Raw genomic sequence first — 21638 nt, forward strand, 5'->3', positions numbered from 1 at the left:
GTACTAACAAATAAAACAGAACTTCTTTCAAACTAGTATTCAAAATGGGTTATTGCTAACCCATTTTAACGAAAGCAATTAGATGCTAACGATGTTTTCAGCTTGTGGACCTTTTTGACCTTGAGTAACAGTAAACTGTACACGTTGGCCTTCAGCTAGAGTTTTGAAACCGTCGCCAGAGATTGCGCTGAAATGTGCGAAAACATCAGGACCAGATTCTTGCTCGATGAAACCAAAACCTTTTGCTTCGTTGAAAAATTTAACTGTACCAGTTGTAGTTGTAGACATAATAGTATCCTAAGGATTAATAAAAGTGCGCCTTAAATTAGGCAATTTAACAGGAAGAAAACATACATTTAACTGAGGATAACGCGAAGGATTATTACTAAAACAACGTGGTACTTACAAATAAATAGGGTTTTCTGTCAACCCGATGCGAGGCAGGATAACAGTAAATTAAAGTATATACCAAGCCCTATTGTAAATTTATTTTAGAGTAAGTACTTTATTTGTTTGTTGTTTTTTTAACTAATTAGTTATGATTAAGATGATATTTTATACTTTTAAAATAAAGGTAAGCTTTGTTTAATCAATACGTTAAGCCTGTTTTTGTGCGTAGTTTTAAAGTAGGCAAAACACAGCTTTTAATTGGTTAAAACATGACCTAATTACCTACTAAATTTTTTTTAGATATACCCTAAATAATGTAATTCTTTAGCTCCAAATTACAAATCCAAGTATTAATAACGCAATCCAAAGTGTTTCAGCCACAATTAAAATAATGGGTTTCATACCTACTTCGGTTAGTTTTCCTAAATTAGTTTTCATACCGTTTGTACACAATATTATTACTCTAAGCTTAATAAATAGACCCTACTGGAAGGTAGGTACTTAATTATTTCAATAGGCATTTATCTCGAAGATGCGTTATGTAATAAGTGAATCATGCTGCGTTTACAGCAAAGCGGCTGATTAGTGGGTGGAAAGCCATCAAGGTAAGGCTTGCTATCTTTAAAAAATATTTAAAGGTTGTGCGCTAAGATTGCTAATTAGTAGTTTAAGTACGTTTAACTAGTCGAGCTCAATTTGGTAATGATAGTGATCGCTACGGCATTTACTTAGGCGGTATTCAATACGCTTACCTTCGATTGATTCGGTAATGCGCGATACTAACAGCAGTGGATCGCCTGCTTTTATAGCAAGCATTTTTGCATCATCTATTGTAGCAAGTACGGCTTTAATACTGTCTTGGGTTTTGTGTACCGTTTGGTTAAATTTACTCTGATAGTAATGATATAGAGTGTGCGGTATATCACTACTTTTATGTATATCAGGAAAGTAGCTTTGCGGTAGGTATATAGTTTCGCTCATGCAAAATTCGTTATCGAGAGTACGTCTGCGAACTAGCTTAGTAACCTTGTCTTTTTTATTTAGCTGCAAAGCCTTTATAGCTTCAGCAGGCGCTGCACAAAGCTCAACCGATAGCAGTTCTGCCTTTGGTGAGTTGTCACTTTTACCGTCGGCTTGTAAAGGAAAAAACCTGAATAAGGCATCTTGCGAGGTATGCTCAGATACAAATGTACCAACGCCTTGGCGACGAGTTACTATTTTATTGTCGGTTAATAAATTAAGCGCTTTACGAACAGTACCTTGGCTTACGTTAAATTCTTCAGCAAGGCGAAATTCGCTTGGTAAAGCCTCGCCGGGCAACCAATGCCGTTTAACAATGAGTTGTTTTATACTATCAGACACTTGTAAGTAGAGTGGTTGAAAATCCAAGCTTGGGCTACTTAATTTGTGATCAAACATAGAGTTACTCATTGTTATTTACCATTAAATTTAATCCACTTGTAGTTATATCATAGGTGAAGCCTTTTACGCATATTTGCGTTTCTTGATTAAACGTGAGCTACCGCAGTAATTTCTTATTGAGGCAAACTGCATATTATGTTTAAAAATCGTCCTCATTCATTTTAATCTCAGGTGGAGTAACCACATTACTTGAAGGATTGTTTGTTCACTGGGTTTGCCACTTGTTTTTCAGTGTTATAAATACAATTACTCGATTAAATTTACCCGTAGTACCGGTGATACCACTTACACTAAAGCTGAAGTTGACGAATTTAACTCTCCGGCAAAGGTAGTAGTGGTTTCATGTACAGGGGCTCTGGGTTAGATATAGCATTTTCGCCAGATTTTAAATAACTCCCTCAATAATTTCCCTTAAAAGCGCAACGTTTAACACGTTGCGCTTTTTTTGTGACTTATTTTTGTAATAGTTTAGTCATCTTACTTTCATCAAAATTACCTTTATCAGTCACATCTGTTTTCTATAGTGCAGCGGTTGATCTTTTTTGTGTTTACACATTTCAAAAAATAACCACTAAACAATGGGAATTACGGATGAAAATTAAAAAAGTCGCTGCGGCAATCGCGCTAACATTTGCGTTTAGCGCAGTTAGCCATGCTGATGTACTACCGCAAAGCCAAAAAGACAGCAGCTGGTATAGCGCTGCGCAAACTAAACTAACAACAAAAACAGCACAAGCGCAGGCTACACAAGCCACTAAAGCTAAAAATGTCATTTTATTTGTGGGCGATGGCATGGGTATTTCTACTCTTACCGCCGCGCGCATTTTGCAAGGGCAGCGTAATAACCAATCTGGCGAAGAAGGTTATTTAAGCTTTGAAGAGTTCCCATATTCTGCACAAGTTAAAACGTATAACGTAGATGCGCAAACTCCCGATTCAGCAGGCACGATGACGGCTATTATTTCGGGTGTGAAAACCGATGTGGGCGTTATTGGTGTAGATGAAGATATTGAACGCGGCGTGTGTTCAACAGTAGCTGGTAACGAGCTAATAACCGCAACTGAATTGGCTGAAATTAAAGGGCTATCTACCGGTATTATTTCTACAGCACGTATTACTCATGCTACCCCTGCTGCCACATATGCTAAATCGGCTGACCGTAACTGGGAAGACGTATCCGATATGCCAGAAGATGCAGTAACAGGTGGCTGTGAAGACATTGCATCGCAACTGGTTAACTTTGAAAAAAACCTAGAAGCACGATTTGTAGGGACCGACGTAGACGGTCTTGATTTTGTAATGGGTGGCGGTCGTCGTCACTTTTTACCAAAAGACGAAACAGCTAACTCAACAGATGCAGTAAGTGCTATAGAAGGCGACCGCACTGACGAGCGCAACTTAGTAACTGAGTGGCAAACACAATACCCAGATGCTACGTACGTAATGGATCAAACAGGCTTTGATGCAATAGCAGATGACGCCACTAAAGTATTTGGTTTATTTAACGAATCCCATATGCAATACGAAGCTGACCGCGCAAACGATGTAGCGGGCGAGCCTTCACTTACCGATATGACCACTAAAGCAATTGAAGTGCTTGGTAAAAACGATAATGGATTTTTCTTAACGGTTGAGTCGGGAAGAATTGACCACGCGCACCACGCGGGTAATGCATACAACGCGCTTAACGACACCATTGAGTTTGCTAAAGCCGTGCAAGCAGCGGTAGATAACACCAACCCAGAAGAAACCCTTATTTTAGTAACCGCCGATCACAGCCATGTATTTACTATTGCAGGCTACCCTAAGCGTGGTAATCCAATTTTAGGTCAAGTAGTTGCAGTAGGTGCAACTACTCCAAGCCTAGCCGCCGACGATATGCCGTACACCACAGTCGGTTACGCAAATGGCTTAGGTTTTAGAAATCTAGGCGACGAGACTGATGCTGATGCAAGTTACACAAGTGCTGCTGTAGCAGGGCGTGTTGAGCTAAATGGGGTTGATACAACAACCCCAGGTTTTCACCAAGAAGCAACCGTACCAATGGGATCAGAAACACACGCAGGTGAAGACATATCTTTGCATGCTAAAGGTCCTGGTGCTCAGCTAGCACAGGGTGTAATTGAACAAAACGTTGTATTTCATTTAATTAATCAAGCTCTTGAACTAACTCAGCAATAATGGCGGCTAACATGAACAAATTAACGGTACTTTCTTTGGCAGTAATGGTCGCGCTAGCAGGTTGCTCGAGTGACGATAACAAAAATGAAAATAATATTATCGCAGTAGATAACGCTATTGCAGTGGGCTCTGAGCAGTGTATTAACGGCGGTGTAGAGACGCAAGTAGGCGCAGATACCAATAATAACGACGTGCTAGATAGCGACGAAGTTAACTCAACTAATTTAGTGTGTAATGCACCTGCAACGTCGTTAACAAGCGAGCAGTTAGCCTCGCTCACTAGTAATACTTGGTTTAGTGAAGCACAAACAAAATTGGGTGCTGCACAAACAGCCAGTAGCAACATTGTTACTGAATCAGGCAAAGCTAAAAACGTTATTTTATTTGTGGGCGATGGTATGGGTATTTCTACCATAACCGCAGCACGTATTTTAGCGGGTCAGTTAGAGGGTGAAATGGGTGAAGATCACCAGTTAAGCTTTGAAACCATGCCTTTTTCGGGCTTTGTAAAAACATACAACGTAGATGCGCAAACGCCAGATTCGGCAGGCACTATGACCGCAATGGCATCGGGCGTTAAAACCGATGCGGGCGTTATTGGTATTGATGAAGTGGTTGAACGTGGTAATTGTGCATCAGGCAAAGGGCACGAACTTGTTACCTCGTTAGAGCTTGCTGAAATTGCAGGCAAAGCAACAGGGATTATTTCGACAGCGCGTATTACTCACGCAACACCCGCTGCAACGTATGCTAAATCGGCAGAGCGTAACTGGGAAGATATCTCCGATACGCCAGAAAGTGCCGCAACGTGTGAAGACATTGCATCGCAACTGGTTAACTTTGAAGCCAACCTAGAAGCACGCTTTAGTGGTGTTGATGTAGACGGTATTGACGTAGTAATGGGCGGCGGTCGTCGTCACTTTTTACCAAAAGATGCCGCGTTTAATTCAGCCGATGCAGTAAGTGCTGTTGAAGGGGATCGTACAGATAACCGCGACTTAACCGCAGAGTGGAAAACGCAATATCCAAATGGCACTTACGTAATGGATCAAACCGGTTTTGATGCAATAAGTGACGACGCCACTAAAGTGTTTGGCTTATTTAACGAATCCCACATGCAGTACGAAGCTGACCGCGTAAACGATGTTGCAGGCGAGCCTTCGCTTTCACAAATGACCGAAAAAGCAATAAACGTACTTGATAACAACGAGCAAGGTTTTTTCTTAACGGTTGAGTCGGGTCGAATTGACCACGCGCATCATGCGGGTAACGCTTATAACGCGTTAAACGACACTATTGAGCTTGCCAAAGCCGTTAAAGTGGCAATGGAAAACACCAACCCAGAAGAAACATTAATAGTTGTAACTGCCGATCACAGCCATGTATTTACCATTGCTGGTTACCCTAAACGCGGTAACCCAATTTTAGGTAAAGTGGTTGCAGTAGGCGCTACTGAGCCAAGCTTAGCTGCCGACGATATGCCTTATACAACGGTTGGTTACACCAATGGTGGTGGCTTTAGAAACCTAGGTAGCGAGACCGATGCCGATGCAGGTTACGCCTTTGCACCGGTTACAGGGCGTGTTGATTTAACAGATGTTGATACAACAACACCTGGTTTTCATCAAGAAGCACTGGTACCAATGGGCTCAGAAACACATGCCGGTGAAGACGTAGGCGTTTATGCAATGGGGCCCGGTGCACACTTGGTAACAGGCACAAACGAGCAAAGCTTTTTATTCCATGTAATGGACTTTGCCGCTGACTTTGTAAAAGCAGCAGACGAAAAACTAGCGCAATAAATACCGCCTAGTTATAAATTTAGTTAAATATATCTAAATAAAAAACCCCGCATACTTTGCGGGGTTTTTGTCATTAAACTGACATTTATAATCGTTATGTTATTGCCATAAACTTGAAATATAAATAAGAGATAGCTAAATGAAAAAAGCGTTATTAATAATTGCCACGCTTGTAAGTACAAGTAGCTTTGCCTCGCAATGTGATATTGATGCCAAGCATTTAAAAGCCGATTATAAAATTACCAACAGCCATAAAGCGCAGCAAAGTAGCGAGTCACTTACCCTTTGGCGAAACAATCAGCAAGTAGCGCATCAAAGTGAAGTAATAACCGAGCTTTGGCAGCACTTAGCCAATAATCAAATACGCCCAATACGTTACTTTAATGCCCAGCAACGCGGCATTGAATACCAACCATCTGAGGTACGCGGCGTACAAAATTGGAGTGCTAAAAGTCAGCTGGTGGATAACCACTTAATCGAAAAAATGACCTTAGTAAGCACACAAGGCACAGGCTGTGATGAAGTAAAAAACTATACACTGAGCGAAAATGGCAACGACTTTAACCTCGCCTTTTTTACGCATTCAAAATTAGTTAAAACATTTAGTATTAGTAATAAAAAAAGCCAAACAACTACATTGCTAAGCCTTAATAATGTAAGCACTGATGTGCCATTAATTACCGCTCAATTTGCACAGTGGGATCGCTTTCAAACCACCGATTACGCCGACATTGGCGATAACGAAGGCGACCCATTTTTAGCTAAAATGATAAACCTTGGTTTTATAGAACACAGCGCAACAGGTTTTTACAACCAGCAGGGCGAGGCTATTCAAGGCGGACATCACCACTAGGTCTTTAAATGTTGAAGTTCATAGCTGACTTACTGTGTTGGGTTAACCTTAACCTTTAGATAGTGGCAGCTACGGGCTACAAACCATTTTTTAAAAATTAATTTGAAAATACTTCCGTCCAAATAATACCTCGGAGAGCCGCCTCTTTTTATAAATAAAAACCACCTGCGGACAATTATTTATAGTTGGCAATAACTTACGCTATTTGATATTAATAGAAGTTCACACTATAGGGACATTTTCGTGAAAAGAAGAAAATGCCCTCTAATAGTTCTATTAGTCGTTATTGTTGGATTTTAAACTGGAGGGATCGAATTGAGTTCGCCAATATTAGAAGCTCTTCCCGGATTACATGTCACTGTGATTGGTGTTATTGCAGCTTTCTTTTCAGCTTTCGCTATTTATGCGTATCAAAAAGTGAATGATGCGAAAGAAAAGCTAGATGAAGCTTTACATCACAGTATGTCCATTAGTATACCCAATTCAATGATGTTCAGTGGTAACAATGTTTTCTTGAGTCAAGATGGAACTTTAAACTGGGACGATAGAGGAAAGGAAGCGTTACGTAGGGCAGTAATGTTGTATTCATACCTAGACTATGAAGAAAAGTATGGAGTACCACCGAGCCCTTATCAAAGAGAACCTAATCCAGAGGAAGTAATTGCAGCATGCAATGATCTTTTTTCTCTATTTACAACAATCTTCACGACCTACCCATTTTGGAATAACAACGTTGTGCACATTATGGGGCAGACAGATAAGGTAACTCAGTTGTGTTCTAAGGAGTTTGATACTAACCGCATTCATGAAATGCAAAGAATCGTCGGATATTTGAATTGGACCTGGAGTACGAGTAATCGCTCTCTTATGACACTAGCGAGCCGAGGTATAGAGTTTACCCGTCAGAAACAATTAAAAGAACAAACCGAAATGTTTGAAGAGCAAGTACTTAATATGCAACACCAAATGCCTAAAAGTGAACAAGAGCGAATTTGGAAACAGTTTTATTTACCTCAGGTAGATAGAGTTAGCGATTTTCAAGAGGTATTTGCCAGTTACTTTGAAAAAGCGCATGTTGTTGAAAGGGATGTAATTCCATTGCTTTCTTCTTCTATTTCTAGTTTCAACACTTACAATGAGACTTTTAGAGTTAAAGAAACAACGCTCAAGGTTATTACCCTGATTATGTTTAATATGGTGTTTGGTGTACTACTGCCTTTAGTGACTTTAAATTTACTCGTCGGAGTTAATGTTGATTGGTCAAACTTATGGTTTAGTGCGTTTGAATACTTTGTTTTATTTTCAACAATATTTCCTTATTTATGGGCCTGTAATTTCTTGTTTAAAAAGGTTAAGAAGCTGAACTTCGCATAAATGACTAATAATGTATTAAACGAAGTAAATGTTACGTCATGCTTTATTTCATATTTAACCCACTATTTTAGTCCGAACAACGATGTGCTATTAACTTTTCGCTAATAGCACATATCAGTTTTTAGACGCTACTCAAGATGAGCATCATCAGGCTTTTTGGGTCTATCAGCTAGCTCTGTTAGGCCATCTTCACAATCACCGCTATCGCAGGTATTTAAATCGCTTTGTGCTTGTTTATCTTGTTGCAGCACTTGTTTTAAATCTTCCATGCGTTGGCGCACTGCTACGCCGTAGCTGGCGTCGTCTCCCCATAATGCAGCAAGTTGCAGTACTGCAGCGCGGTCGTGGTCTCTAAATAGCTTACCAGCGCGCTCTGCATCTTGTTTAGTGTTACCTAGTAACTCGAGTGCTTCTACGGCAAGGTTAATAGCTGAGTCGACTGTTTCGCGGTTAAACGCATCTACTTTTAAATTAAGTAACTGATACGCATGGCGGCGGTCGATTGCGCGAGCAACTATTTTAAGTTGCGGGTAGTTTTTATGCGCGAGCTTAATTATCTCAATAGTTTTATCGGGGTTATCGATTGCGATTACCAGCATTTGCGCGGTGTGTGCGCCTGCGGCTTCAAGGAGTTCTTGGCGTGCGGCATCGCCATAAAATACGGTATTGCCAAAACGGCGTAGTAATTCTATTTGGCTAGGGCTGTGATCAAGTACGGTAATTTCGTAGCCTTGCGCGTGCAGTAAACGCCCCATAATTTGACCAAAACGTCCGTAGCCCGCAATAATTACGTGCTTAGCGGTGCTAATTTGTTCTGGCTTATCAAACTCAGGTAAAGCACTGCTGCTGCGTTTTTGTATTTGCTCATAAACCATAAGTAATAACGGCGCTATTAGCATTGATACCGCTACAACTAAGGTAACAAGGCTGGTTTGCTCGGGCGTTAAAATACTTAAGGTGGTGGTTACGCTTAAAAGTACAAAGGCAAATTCACCCCCTTGGGCAAGCGCTAGGGCAAATAATAATTGCTGTTTGCTGTTAATTTTACAGGTAACGGCAAGGGCAAATAAAATGCAGGCTTTAACTACAATAAGTAAAACCACTAAGCCAATAACGGTACTAAACTCGTTAAATAGCAGTTCAAAGTTAATTGATGCGCCAACAGTTATAAAAAACAACCCTAAAAGTAAGCCTTTAAAGGGTTCTATATCGGCTTCTAATTCGTGTCTAAATTCGCTCTCGGCAAGTACAACGCCTGCTAAAAAAGTTCCCAATGCAGGCGATAAACCAATACTTTGCATAACCAGTGCAATAGCGACCACTAAAAACAGTGCAAAAATAGTAAATATTTCACGCATGTGCGTTTGGGCAATGTATCTAAATAACGGGGCCGATACGTATTTACCGCCGGCAATAATAGCGGCAATAACCGCAACCGATACACATACTTGTTGCCATACCGGCCAGCTTGCAATAATTGAATCGCTGATTTCTTTTGTGTTAGTTTGCGGGGCAAATGCAAGCAGTGGCAATAGGGCTAAAATAGGAATAATTGCGATGTCTTGAAACAGCAATACCGAAAACGCGTTTTGTCCGGCTTCTTGCTTTAGCCAGCCTTTTTCTTCAAGGCTCTGCAGCACAATAGCAGTAGAGGAGAGCGCCAGCATTAAACCAATGGCGAGTGCGGTTTGCCAATGCATGGCAAAAAACCAATAACAAAATGCAAAAATTGCCGCTGCCGTTAACACAACTTGCAAGCCGCCAAGCCCTAAAATAGAGTGGCGTAATGTCCATAAACGCGAAGGTTGTAGTTCAAGGCCCACTAAAAACAGCATCATTACTACGCCAAATTCAGCGAAGTGCATTACATCGGTTTGATCGCCCACAACACCCAGCGCATAAGGGCCAATGAGTATGCCGGCAATTAAATAACCTAACACTGAGCCAAGTCCGACTCGTTTTGCAATAGGGACAGCTACAATGGCTGCTGCTAAGTAAATTAAAGCAATTTCTAACACGCGTTTATCCTAATAACATCAAGGCTTTTAGAATGGCTTAGCTGCTTATAAAATACAATGGATTATATGGCTCAAAGTTGCTTATTTATCAGTAGCTATAACACTAATGGTTATAACTACTGGGCTAAAAATAGCACTTTATGTTTAAGGGCTTATTTGGGGGCTAAATATTACAAATACTTATAATTGCTGAGCTCGGTTGGCCTGAATCAGAATGGTAAATAGTAATGTTTGAGCTTATTGTATTTTCGACGTTTGTTTCAATTGCTGTTACTTCAAATTCGGCAGATGCAGGTAGGTCGATATCCAATTCGCTATCGAGGTAAGTACTTCCGCTTTTTTGCAAAGTAAGTGGTTTTGTTTGATCAAAGCTAAATTGAAAGCTATCTGACGCTAAAAGTGTATCTACCATGTTAAAGCGTAGGTTAACTGTGTCGGGGCCTGAAAACTCAGCACACACAAATACCGAAACCTCAACAGCTTGTAAAACGGGCATGCTATTTTGGCCTATATCCACAGTAAAGTTGCTTTGTGTAATAGCTACAGAGTTGTATTCCCCTGCTGCAATCCTTTGATCTGCTGTTGTTATCGTTATTTTTTCACCTTGCGCTAAATTAACCTCTTCATCAAAAAAGCCATTTGTATTGGTGCTGTACTGCTGTCCATTAATTGTTAGCTGTGCATTGCTTATAGCCGCTTTTTGCACATTAGTGAGTTGCCCTTTAATACGACCGGTAAGTTGTGCAGAGTTAGTTACTGTAATTGAAAATTGCACACTTTTTGAAAAGCCATCAGCATCAGTTGCTATAACGGTTAGCGTGTAACTACCTGTCATATCGGCGATAAATTCGGTAATACTTTGGTTTGTATTGCTTAAGCTGGTGCTCGAGCCTGAAGGGGCTGATAGTGTCCAAGCGTAATCGAGAGAGGTTCCCTCTGGGTCGTAACTTTGGCTTACATCAAATTTAACTGTATTACCCACTACATCGTAGCGCGATTGCTCCCCCGTGAAACTAATTACTGGCAGTGCATTTTGTATTACATCAATTGTTAGGGTTTTTGTGTCAGAGAACTGCACACCATCGTTAGTGCGTAACGAAATAACAACTTGCCCCTCTACTGATGCGCTAAACGTTGGTTTTGGTATTGTATTACTGCTAAGCGTTGCTTGGCCTTGCGACGAAATGATTTCCCATTGGTAACTTAGTGGCTGGCCTTCTGGATCGTAACTATTTGAAGCATCAAGTAAAACTTGTTCATCAACCGTTATAGAGGTTTCATAAGTTACCAAAGTAACAGGCTTTTTATTGCTACTGGCATGCAGTGCTGAGGTTGCTTGGTTTGAACTTAATTGCCCATCAGACACTGTAAGCCTTACAACGTAGTCGCCTTCTTTATCGGCAACAATAGAGGGCGTTGCTGATGTGTTGTTAGTTAGTTGTGATGTACTATTTAAAGGCTTGGCTTGTAACTGCCAGTTATAACTCAGCGTATCTCCGTCTGGGTCGCTACATTGTTGGCACTGCAAAGTGGTTGATTCGTTTAACGTAATATCACGTTCGGATTCAAGTGTTGCAACTGGGGCTTTATTACTTGTGGTAACAGTTAAAATAACTGATGCGGTATCACTTTCGCTTTGTTGATCGGTAACAGTGAGTGAAAGCGAGTAATCTCCAGCTGTTGACGCTGAAAATCCAGCGGTATGATTTTGCATGTTTGAAAGAGCCGGCGTGCTGCCCTGGGGTTTTGATGTAATTGCCCACGCATAACTAAGCGTATCGTTTTTATCGGGATCAGTGCTTTGGTTACCATAAAGTGTAACAACTTCATTTGGGGCAATTGTTTTATTTTCTACGTTAATAACCGCTTGTGGTGATGAGTTAGAATTAAGCGATTCACTTTTTATGAGTACGACAGTGCTTGCTGTATCACCTTGTGAATTAGTAACGGTAAGCTCAACTTTAAACTCGCCTATTTCGTCTGCAACAAACTGGCTTTTTACTTGAGTCGCATTTTCAAGCGTTGCATTACTTGCTACGGGCTTGGTAATAAATTGCCATTTGTATTGATTAATGGCGCCGCTGGTTGTGCTACTTTGCGCGCCATTTAAAAGCACAACATCACCTTGTTTAACGGTTTGTGTGCTACCTGCGTTAGCAATTAGTTGGGTATTTGCAGTAACGGTGAATTGTTTTTGTGCAGGTGTGCTTGAAAGCTTGCCGTCATTCACGGTTAATACTAATTGGTACTCTTGTGCTTCAGATACTGAAAACTCAACGGTACTTTCATTATTAACCGTAATCGGTATTTCTACTTGCGCATTTTTGCTGGTTAATTGCCATTGATAGGTGAGTGCATCGCCATCGGGGTCACTACTTTGTGCTGCGCTAAAAACGAGGGTGGTATTTACTTTAAACCCCGATTGCTCGGTGGTAATAACCGCAATAGGCTTTGTGTTAGTGCTGAGCGGTTTAGTTACTGTTTTGGAGTCTGAACCTCCAGAGCCACAAGCTACGAGGGTGAATAAAGCAGTAATTAAAATTAATAACTTCCATTTCATAATATTAATATGTACCTAAATTAGCTATAAAGCAAAAAAAATAAATCAAATAAGTAAACTTTCATTATTTTAGGAAAGAGTTAACGCGAAACAGTGTTGCTTTTAAATAACTTATACTTTGAGGGGAGTGCTTTATGCCCAGATTGAGAGGGCATAAAGTATATAAAATGGTAGTTAAATAACCTGAACTCTGGATAATAAATCTATCTCGAGCAGCTATTTTCAGCGCTAACTGCGTTGAATTTACTTGCAATAGGCCAGCTATTGACGCGTAAATTCGCCTTGTTTTCACTGAAAACCTCTGGCTAGAGAAAATAAATTTAAATATCATGATGATTCAATATGGTAGTACATCTCTTAACCAGAGTTCAGGTTAAATAAAGTTAGTCAGCTACTTTTACTGAACCGCTAATATTATCGATACTTACATCGCCCGAGCCCGACTCAGTAATAGTCAGGCCCTTTGCATGATTAACGCGAATATCACCCGAACCGTCTTCAATTGTTACGCTTGAACCAATATGCTCAATAAGCAGGTCGCCAGAGTTATCATCAACATTAACTGCACCGCTAATATGGCTTATTACTATATCACCCGATCCATCTTCAACGTTTAGCGAACCGGTTATGTTGCTCACGTGCATTTCGCCAGAACCATCGTCAATAGTTGCATTGCCACTTACGTTGTTTATATGAATACTGCCAGAGCCGTCGGTTAATTCTAAATTACCTGCGATGTTTTCAAAGTTTACTTCACCTGAGCCATCGTCAACAGTTAGGTTTTTAGCACCGCTTATAGTTAAATTTCCTGAGCCGTCTTTTACATCAATATTGCTTTGCATAGCATTTATTAAAATGTCGCCAGAGCCATCATCAATATCTAAATTTAGATTACTTGGCACAGTAACCACTAAATTAATACTTGGAGATTGGCCACTGTAAAAGCTAATACCATTACGACTTTTATTTTGGGCAACAAGCTTTGCCTGTTTACCGTCTTGCTCTAGCGTTAGTTCGTATTCGTCTTCAATGTCGGCTGTGTAAATAGTGGCATCAACACTGATGCTGGTGGCCGTTTTTGAGCCTTTTATTTCAAGGCTACCTGCACCGCTTAATACATTTAAATACTCAAGATTATTGCTTGGCAGTGATAGCTGTTGAGTTTGCTTTACTGAGGCAACGCTTGGCGATATGTGAAATACACAGCCACTTAATAATAAAATGCCGCCAACAAGTGAAAGTGGTTTTGTAATGCTTAATTGTGTTGATGAGCTCATGTTTAGTCCTTTGGTATTTATTGTTTGTATTTATATAAACAATATAGAGCAAAAATGAGGCCGAAATGTAAGCTATTGTTTTATATAGGGTGGTTGTTTTTTATGAAAGTTGAAATACTAATAAGTGGTTAAAATAACTAATTATTAATATAAAAGGATGCGCGATGCATCCTTTTATAATTGCTCAGCTTTTATTAGGGAACTAATTAAAAGCTGTAAGTAATATTACCGTATAAAAAGCGTCCGTCTAATCCGTAAGGTGCATACGGGGTGTACGGGAATATTTGGCCAAAGTCAGAGTAACCAATGTTATCCACAGTTGCTTGTGGGTATTGATCGAATAAGTTGTTTGCACCAACGGCAAATTTCCAATATTCGTCTGGACGGTATGCCACTTCTAGGTCGGTGATCCACTTAGGGTCTAGGTATTCATCGCGATCAGCTGTGGTTGATATATCAGCGACTTCACCATAACGTGTGGCACGAAGCGTTGTTTGCCATTCGTTAAAGTTCCACACTGCTGATAGATTCCATTTGCTATCTGGCGTGCCTTCTTCAAAGCGACCTACTTCACGACGTGCAAACACTACGTAGTCGTCACCTAGTGAGTTAAGTTCGCTTGGGTTGTCGTTTACGTGTGTTACTTCGGTGTCGTTAAAGTTAGCGGCTACGTTTAGGCGTAAGTCACCTAAATCGCTTAAATCTAAGTTGTAAGTAGCAACAATATCAACACCTTGAGTACGTGAGTCGATTGCGTTAGTAAAGTAACGTACGCTTTCTGTATTTAACTCACCAGCATTTTGCAGTATTTCTACTACGGCATCGCCTTCTAGGTTTTCAGACAAACCAATACGGTCATCAATATCAATGCGGTAGGCATCTACTGTTAGGCTAAAGCTGCCTTGCGTGTACATAAAGCCCGCTGTTACGTTTACAGATTCTTCTGCGTCAAGCGGCTGCGCACCAAGTGCTTGCGCTGCGGCTGAATCGGTTGGGAATAAACCAACTTCAAATGGTTGGTTGTTCTCAAGTACAGTAGAGATTTGGCGGTACGAGCTTTGCGCTAAAGATGGCGCACGGAAACCTGTGCTAATTGCACCGCGCAGTGATAGGTTTTCAGTAATGCTGTAACGCGAAGCAAGCTTAGAAGTAAATGTGTCACCAAAGTCGCTGTAATCTTCATAACGACCCGCTAAAACTACGTTCCATTTTTCTGTTAAGTAGGTATCAAACTCAACAAATAAAGCGATGTTATGACGGCTTTCGTCAGTCGCACTTTCTGGTCCAAAACCAGCAAGTACTTGCGCGCCACCGGCTGCAATTGGGTTGCCGTCGCTGTCAAGTGCGGTGATGTAAGACGCTTCTTCGCCTTCTTCAATTTTGTAGCTTTCGTGGCGGTATTCAGTACCTACGGTAAAAAATACGTCATCTGGTAAACCAAAATCTAGAACTGTATTTGCCGTAGCGTTAACTAAAAACTGATCGTAAACCAGTGCGCCGTTGTCAAATTCGGTTGGGCTGTCGGCACCTAGCGATGTATTAATGCTATTTACAACGCCAAAGCCAAAGTCGTTACGGCCGTAGTTGGTACTTACATCCCAAGTCCACTCGCCTGTTTCGCCTTTTAAACCTAGTGCAAATGAGTAATCTTGTACATCGGTTTCAATTTGCGGCAAAAAGCCGTCTGGGTATACTTCTAACACGTTGCGGTCGTCTTTTGCACGGCGGTAAAAACCACCTGAATTACCTTCGCGTTTTGAGTAACTACCAAACGAGTATAGGTTTAAGCCATTATCTAAATCGTAACCCATGTTGTAAAACAAAGCGTAGTCTTCAAGGTCGGCTTTACCAAAGCGGTGGTTGTAACGGTCGATAGTAAACTCGCGTGGGTCTAAGCTGCCGTCATCAAGTTTGGCGTATTGTGGGCGCGGGTCAAAGCCAGAGCGTTGAGTTGAGTCGTTATCGCGGTACTCAATAGATACGTTTACAAAGCCGTTATCAGATAACGCAAAACCAGAGTTTGCACTAACAGTGCGTGTTGCGCCGTCGTTTACTTCTCTATCGCCGCCGGTATTAAATGCAAGGTTACCGTTTGCATCTGCGTAGGTGCTTTCTAGCTGAGATACGCCAGCCATTTGTGTATCGTATTTACCGTACGTTACGCTTACGCTACCGCCTTCTGAGGCATCTTTAAGTACAATGTTAATTACGCCTGCAATGGCGTCTGAGCCGTACTGCGCTGCAGCACCGTCACGCAGTACTTCAACACGTTTAATAGCTGAAGTTGGAATCATGTTTAAATCAACAGCAGTAGAGCCACGGCCAACAACACCCGCTAAGTTTAATAACGCGCCTGCATGGCGGCGTTTGCCATTAATTAGCACTAGGGTGTGATCGGGTGCTAAACCACGTAAAACAGCTGGTTTTGCATGGTCAGTACCATCACCCATAGTGGCACTTGGGTAGTTAAAGCTAGGTACTTGGTTTGCTAGTATTTGGCTTATTTCTAGCTGACCCGTACTTTGCATATCACCGCTGGTAATAATATCTACAGGTACGGTACTTTCGGCAATACTACGTAAACTTCTACGTGTACCAGTAACCGAAATGACTTCAATACTTTCTTGAGCTTGTGTGTCTTGCTCAGCAGCAAACGCTGGTGAATAAGACGCGCTAAGCGCAGAGGTAACGGCCAGACTAAGTGCTACTTTTTTGGCTGATAATTGCTTTAACATGATGTTGATTCCCTTGAGGGCTGCTGACTATTGATTTTTAGAAGGAGCGCATCATATAGAAGCGGCTACCCTAGTGCAAAGATAAAAACTATCTAAGATATTCTAAGTTGTTAACACATAAGGTCAGTGTTTACGAACGATAGAGACGTTTGGATCGTTTCAGTTGCAATCTTGTGTCGAATGGTTGCGAATTCAAGGGGAGCGTGGATAAAAGTTATTAAAAAAGTAAAAAGGCCAAGCAAGTGCTCAGCCTTTATAAGGTGCTAACCTACGTGAATAAAATTATTCAGGGGCAACTTCAAGCGTTGTAAATAATGCATAACGGCCAGCGTCTACGCCTTCTTCGTTTACTTCAACATCGTTAGATGTTTCTATTAGGTATAAGCCAGGCTCTTTCCACGTAGTTGTGAACATACCATTTTTATCGGTAGTTACTTTTACTTCGCCACGCTCGTTACGGTAACGAGTGTCACCTTTTAAAATACTTACTTCAATGCCTTCACCAGCAGATTTACCATCTTGTAGTAATTGAAAACGTGCTTGCTCACCTACAAATAAATCGTTTGGATGCGTTGGACCGCTAAGCTCTAAGCCTAAACCTAACTGTGCAGGCTTTGAGGTGCCATTTCGGCTTACAAATGTATCTACTGTTGAAACAACCTTCGTTGTAGTTACATCTTTTGCATTGCTAGGTAACTCGGCGTCTGTTTTTTTACCAAATACGCGCTTGCGCTTACCTTCTTCGTTTTTATAGAAGGTCATGTACATTGGCTTTTGGGTCATTGCAATATGGTAAGTGCCTTGCTCTGTTAAGCTTACTGCAGCTGAGCTTTTACGCTTTAAGTAATAAGCACGAATGGTTTCAGATACTGGCTCACCATTAGGCGCAAGTGCCATTAATAATGTGTCGTCGTACTCGGCGCCTTTTTCTTTAGGTTTAAAGGCTTTGTCTGGTGCAAACATTTCGTTTGAAATACTTGCGTCAATCATTACGTAATGCGCTTTATCGCCTGATAAAGATGTATGCGAAGGTAGTAACCAACGTCCGTGTGCACTTGCTGAAGTTGACACTAAAGCAGATAAGCTCAATGCGCCGATTAATGCCGTTTTTAATAAATTAATTTTCATTGTATTTCCTTAAATTCAAATGATTAAGTAGCAGCTACTTAGTGCTTACAGTGACGAAGCTTTTAGAAAACTCGTTTTTACCATCAATTGTTAGTTTGCCTGATTTAGTTAAATCAAGCTCAACGCGGGTGTAGTCTCTGCCGCCTTCTTCGCGTACAACTTCAATATTTAGTAAGTATTTACCTGGTTTTACTGGGTTACCGTCTAAATCATTACCTTGCCAATTTATGGTGTAAGTACCTGCGCGTTTTGTTGCGCCGCTAATGCCGTCAAAGTTGGCATCGCTTTTACCGGCTTTACGCCACCATTGGCGTAAGTCTTTAAACCATTCTGCTTTTTGCACCCAAAGTGCAAGCGTTGTAACGTGTTTGCGCTCTGGTGTTTCAAGCCAAACTGCAACGTATGGGCGGTGATACGGTTGTACTTCTAAGTCAGGAAGCGTTAATTCAACCTCTAGCTGTGGTGTTTTTGCATGCGCCGTTGTTTGAAAAAACGCAGCTACGAGCAGTAATGCGGCGCTTATAAATAATTTAAATTTAACCATTAAGACACTCCTTTTATTTGTGGAACCCAACATAAATAAATAACCAGTGGAGTTGCCACTCCTAGTACGGTTATCCATATTCCTGCTAAGCGTTTTTTTCTATTTTGAAACAAAATAATCATGCCGGTGATGGCAAATAAAATCATTAGTACGGCAGATATATCAATTACCCAACTCCATACTTCACCGCTGTGGCGGCCTTTATGTAAGTCGCCAATAAGGCTTAAAAAGCCACCTGTTTGGTAATCAAGATTTAGCTCGCCAGTTGTAAAATCAAGCTCTGCATAGGCAAACCCAGCAGGCAGTGGGTAGTCGAGCATGACAAGCGCGTCTTCTTTTTCCCACTCAATGCTTTTTACTTTTGTAAGTGCATATTGCTCGGCTAGGTAAGCTTCTATTTCAGGGTAAAGCGTTGGCAGCGTATTTAGCTGCTCATTCGCTTTGGTAACTAGCTCTGCTGGAATTACCGCCGTTACTTGGCCATTATTTTTATCGTTTTTAAGCCAATCAATATGGTTGAGCACAATGCCGCTAACGCAAAATAAGATAAGCAAAAAAAACAAAGCTGTAGAAATATAAATATGTAGAGCACGGCTTGTGCTATACAAAGCCCGCTTGTTAATAAACGACATAAAAACAGTAAATAAATTAAATTTACAACATGATAATGATTTGCATTAGCCATTACAAATTTACTTACTTATCTTTACATAAAAACTTTAAAACAAAGGTGGTATGCAGGTAAAAAATGAATATTTAATGCTTAGGGGGGCTGGAAGGTCTTAAAATAAGGTAAATCATTACCAATACTTCTATTACTGCAACGAGATAAATAACCCAAATAGGGGCGGCTGAATACAGTAAAAATGTAAATCCAATTAACATGCCAATGGCGGCGTAGCATTTGGCTTTTACAGGCACTACTTTATGGGCTTGCCATTGCTGCAAAGTTACACCGTAACGAGGGTGGTTTAACAGCCATTGTTCAAGCGCGGGTGATGAGCGAGTAAAGCAGGTGAGCGCTAAAATAAAAAATATAGTCGTAGGCATAACGGGCAGCACAATACCAATAATGCCCAAGGCTACAAGTATTAAGCCAAGTGCTTTAAACCATAAGTTTTTATAACAAATAAACACTGCTTTTATATTCACTTAGGCTCTTTTTAGTAATGGCTGATACTTTCGATTGTAGGTCAAATAGCTATAAAATCGAAGTGTAAAGCGTAAAAAAGGGCAAACTAAGTTTGCCCTTTTAAATTTATAAAATAGGTTTTACTTATCTAGAAGTAGTAACCTACGTTGATGTTAAAGCGACGCTCTGTATCGCCATCACCAATAATTGTTCCGCCAATAAATGGCTGGTTACGTGCTTGAATAAAGTCAAAGTACGTAAATAACGGGCCTGCTGATACGCTCATACCGGTTACGTTCATCCATGTATCTGCACTGTCGTCAGGTTTGTCGTAAATGATGCCGTAATCGTTGTAAAACTGTACGCCTGTTATAGGGCCTAAATCAACCGATAGGTCGTAAGCTACGTTAAAGTTAGTCATGGTAGCTTCGCTTGATACGGTATCGTAGTAGTCAAACGCACCTACAACAAAGCGGTTGCTGTTGTCGTCTAGGTCGTAGTCGTACTCACCGTGCTGAAATTGAATATTCCAATTATTAATTTGGCTGTTTATGTGGAACGCCCATGCGCTGTAGTTACCTGCACGGTCATTACCATCATGTAGGCCACCACTTAATAGTGATACACCCACATCTGTTTTAGCATTTTCGCCATGCTCAATTTGATACACTGTGCGGGCTGCAAACGTGTTGTATTCACCAAGGCGAGAACCTGGGGCATCGTATGTGTCTTCGGTTGCTGCACGGCTACCAACTATATCAAAAGAGTAACGTTCGTTAACTTCAGAGCTGCCATCAACGCCGCCTACTTCATCATTTTTGAAAAAGCCGAGGTCTAGTTTCCAGTTGTCTTTAAGTTTACGGTTTACTGTTACACCCAAATCAAAGTCATCTTCTAGGCCAACATAGTAGTTAGTACTAAAAAAGTAGTTGTGTGAGTTGTAAGGGCCGTTACCAAAAGGTACAGGTGCAATACCTGCTTGTGCTTCCCAGCCATCAGTGAATTCGTAACCTAAGTATGCATACTTAACAACGGTCATGTAATCGTAAAAACGAAAATCACCATTTACAGAAATATCGTTTATTTCGCCAGATAAGTTAATGCGAAATACTTCGAAGTCTAAATCGCCGCCACGGTCTTGCGTGTCTTCATCGTATGAATTAGTGCTGTAGTTGAAACGTACTGCGCCCCCAATTTTAATGCCTTCGTCTTTTTTCTCAGATTCGGCGGCAGCAACAACAACTTCTTTGTTATCAGCTTTTTTACTAATTTTTGCAACTTCTTGCTTGTGTTGCTCATTAATTTTTTGCTGTTTTGTTTTTTCATCAGCTAACTTATTTTCAAGCAGTTGCATTTGTTGCTTTAACTGCTTAAGTTGGCTTTGTAACGTGTCTAGATCATCAGACGCATAAGAAGTACTTGTAACACCACCTAGAACTAGTGCTAGTGTTAATTTTGAGAGTTTAGTCATAATTGCCGCTCAGATTTTGATTAAAAAATAAAAAATTCAAGACGTAAAAAAACGCCTTACGTTTAGGGTAAGTACAAAAACTATGTATTTTTTTTATTATTTATTCTTTAGGAGCTCGAGTAAGTGCACCAACTTCTAGAAGGGGCGATGCATCTAATTTATCTGCATCCATCATTGCGGCTACACGCTGCATTGATGAGAGTAAAAGGCTCTGTTCCCATTCAGCAAGTGCAGAAAACTTTTCAATAAAGTGTTCTTGCAATGGCTGAGGTGCTTTATCAAGTAACTCTTTTCCTTTATCGGTGAGGTATAAGCTCACTCTGCGTTTATCCATTTGACTGCGTACGCGTGTTACTAAGTTTCTGCTTTCTATTCTGTCGAGAATATTGGTGACCGTTGCTGGGCTTAAATTTACATTTTGAGCAATACGGCTCGCCGTTATTCCATCGGTTTTTTGCACTTCTTGCATTATAAGCAATTGTGGGCCAGTTAAACCCGAAGTTTTATTTAGCTGCTTAGAATGTAAGTCAATCGCGCGGATAACTTTACGTAAAGAAACCAATAGCTCGTCATATTTTTGCATTTGCTTATCTCGTCGATGGGGCGGTAGTTTGCCGTAATCGCGAAATGTTACACATCAAATAAATTGAATTCAAATAATATATTGTACTTTAGCCCGCTTTTATTGGTTTTTAATAGTTAGAGCAGTAACTAATGTAAAATTATATTGTTTAAATATTGGTAAATTTTC

At 40.7% G+C, this 21638-nt stretch carries 16 protein-coding genes and 1 pseudogene; 4 read left to right on the forward strand and 13 right to left on the reverse strand.

Annotated elements, in window-relative coordinates; translation table 11 throughout:
* Positions 1–78 precede the first annotated feature (78 nt).
* The 3 genes and pseudogenes from GQR53_RS06380 to GQR53_RS06390 form a co-directional block, all read right to left on the reverse strand.
* A complete protein-coding gene (locus GQR53_RS06380; RefSeq protein WP_024595869.1) occupies positions 79–288 on the reverse strand; it encodes a cold-shock protein in 210 nt (69 codons plus the stop codon).
* A 426-nt stretch (positions 289–714) separates the two neighbouring features.
* A pseudogene (locus GQR53_RS06385) lies at positions 715–831 on the reverse strand (putative sulfate exporter family transporter); the annotation flags it as partial.
* A 240-nt stretch (positions 832–1071) separates the two neighbouring features.
* Entirely contained in the window at positions 1072–1821 is a 750-nt protein-coding gene (locus GQR53_RS06390; RefSeq protein WP_165743225.1) for a GntR family transcriptional regulator, read from the reverse strand.
* Between the two features lie 582 nt (positions 1822–2403).
* On the opposite strand from GQR53_RS06390, the gene GQR53_RS06395 reads away from it, so the two are divergent.
* From GQR53_RS06395 to GQR53_RS06410, 4 genes are all read left to right on the forward strand, one after another.
* The gene (locus GQR53_RS06395; protein WP_007580433.1) at positions 2404–3993 is read left to right on the forward strand and encodes an alkaline phosphatase; all 1590 of its coding nucleotides are present in this window, start codon (positions 2404–2406) and stop codon (positions 3991–3993) included.
* 11 nt (positions 3994–4004) lie between these two features.
* On the forward strand, positions 4005–5795 hold the full coding sequence (locus GQR53_RS06400) for an alkaline phosphatase (RefSeq protein WP_165743226.1): 1791 nt from the start codon (positions 4005–4007) through the stop codon (positions 5793–5795).
* A 139-nt stretch (positions 5796–5934) separates the two neighbouring features.
* Positions 5935–6648: a hypothetical protein gene (locus GQR53_RS06405; RefSeq protein WP_165743227.1), complete on the forward strand. Its 714-nt coding sequence runs from the start codon at positions 5935–5937 to the stop codon at positions 6646–6648.
* A gap of 315 nt (positions 6649–6963) precedes the next feature.
* Positions 6964–8022, forward strand: a complete 1059-nt coding sequence (locus GQR53_RS06410) for a hypothetical protein (protein ID WP_165743228.1) — start codon at positions 6964–6966, stop codon at positions 8020–8022.
* A 128-nt stretch (positions 8023–8150) separates the two neighbouring features.
* Here GQR53_RS06410 and GQR53_RS06415 read toward each other — a convergent pair whose 3' ends face one another.
* The 10 genes from GQR53_RS06415 to GQR53_RS06460 form a co-directional block, all read right to left on the reverse strand.
* Positions 8151–10040 (reverse strand): monovalent cation:proton antiporter-2 (CPA2) family protein, encoded by a 1890-nt coding sequence (locus GQR53_RS06415; protein ID WP_165743229.1) that lies wholly within the window; start codon positions 10038–10040, stop codon positions 8151–8153.
* 163 nt (positions 10041–10203) lie between these two features.
* A complete protein-coding gene (locus tag GQR53_RS06420) occupies positions 10204–12600 on the reverse strand; it encodes a PKD domain-containing protein (protein ID WP_165743230.1) in 2397 nt (798 codons plus the stop codon).
* Between the two features lie 383 nt (positions 12601–12983).
* Positions 12984–13877 carry a DUF4097 domain-containing protein gene (locus GQR53_RS06425; protein ID WP_165743231.1) on the reverse strand — a complete coding sequence of 298 codons (894 nt, stop codon included), beginning with the start codon at positions 13875–13877 and terminating at the stop codon, positions 12984–12986.
* Positions 13878–14083: 206 nt separating this feature from the next.
* A complete protein-coding gene (locus GQR53_RS06430; RefSeq protein WP_165743278.1) occupies positions 14084–16615 on the reverse strand; it encodes a TonB-dependent receptor in 2532 nt (843 codons plus the stop codon).
* A 279-nt stretch (positions 16616–16894) separates the two neighbouring features.
* The gene (locus tag GQR53_RS06435; RefSeq protein WP_165743232.1) at positions 16895–17740 is read right to left on the reverse strand and encodes a DUF4198 domain-containing protein; all 846 of its coding nucleotides are present in this window, start codon (positions 17738–17740) and stop codon (positions 16895–16897) included.
* Between the two features lie 34 nt (positions 17741–17774).
* Positions 17775–18284 carry a DUF2271 domain-containing protein gene (locus tag GQR53_RS06440; protein WP_024596098.1) on the reverse strand — a complete coding sequence of 170 codons (510 nt, stop codon included), beginning with the start codon at positions 18282–18284 and terminating at the stop codon, positions 17775–17777.
* Entirely contained in the window at positions 18284–18916 is a 633-nt protein-coding gene (locus tag GQR53_RS06445) for a PepSY-associated TM helix domain-containing protein (RefSeq protein ID WP_024596097.1), read from the reverse strand. The genes GQR53_RS06440 and GQR53_RS06445 overlap by 1 nt, the downstream gene beginning before the upstream one ends.
* Before the next feature lie 124 nt (positions 18917–19040).
* Positions 19041–19436, reverse strand: coding sequence for a YbaN family protein (locus tag GQR53_RS06450; RefSeq protein WP_002960192.1), 396 nt, complete (start codon positions 19434–19436; stop codon positions 19041–19043).
* A gap of 128 nt (positions 19437–19564) precedes the next feature.
* The gene (locus tag GQR53_RS06455) at positions 19565–20887 is read right to left on the reverse strand and encodes a carbohydrate porin (protein WP_165743233.1); all 1323 of its coding nucleotides are present in this window, start codon (positions 20885–20887) and stop codon (positions 19565–19567) included.
* Positions 20888–20987: 100 nt separating this feature from the next.
* Positions 20988–21470 carry a MarR family transcriptional regulator gene (locus GQR53_RS06460; RefSeq protein WP_165743234.1) on the reverse strand — a complete coding sequence of 161 codons (483 nt, stop codon included), beginning with the start codon at positions 21468–21470 and terminating at the stop codon, positions 20988–20990.
* Positions 21471–21638 lie beyond the last annotated feature (168 nt).

The organism is Pseudoalteromonas sp. Z9A6, from assembly GCF_011378805.1.
Taxonomy (GTDB): Bacteria; Pseudomonadota; Gammaproteobacteria; order Enterobacterales; family Alteromonadaceae; genus Pseudoalteromonas; species Pseudoalteromonas distincta.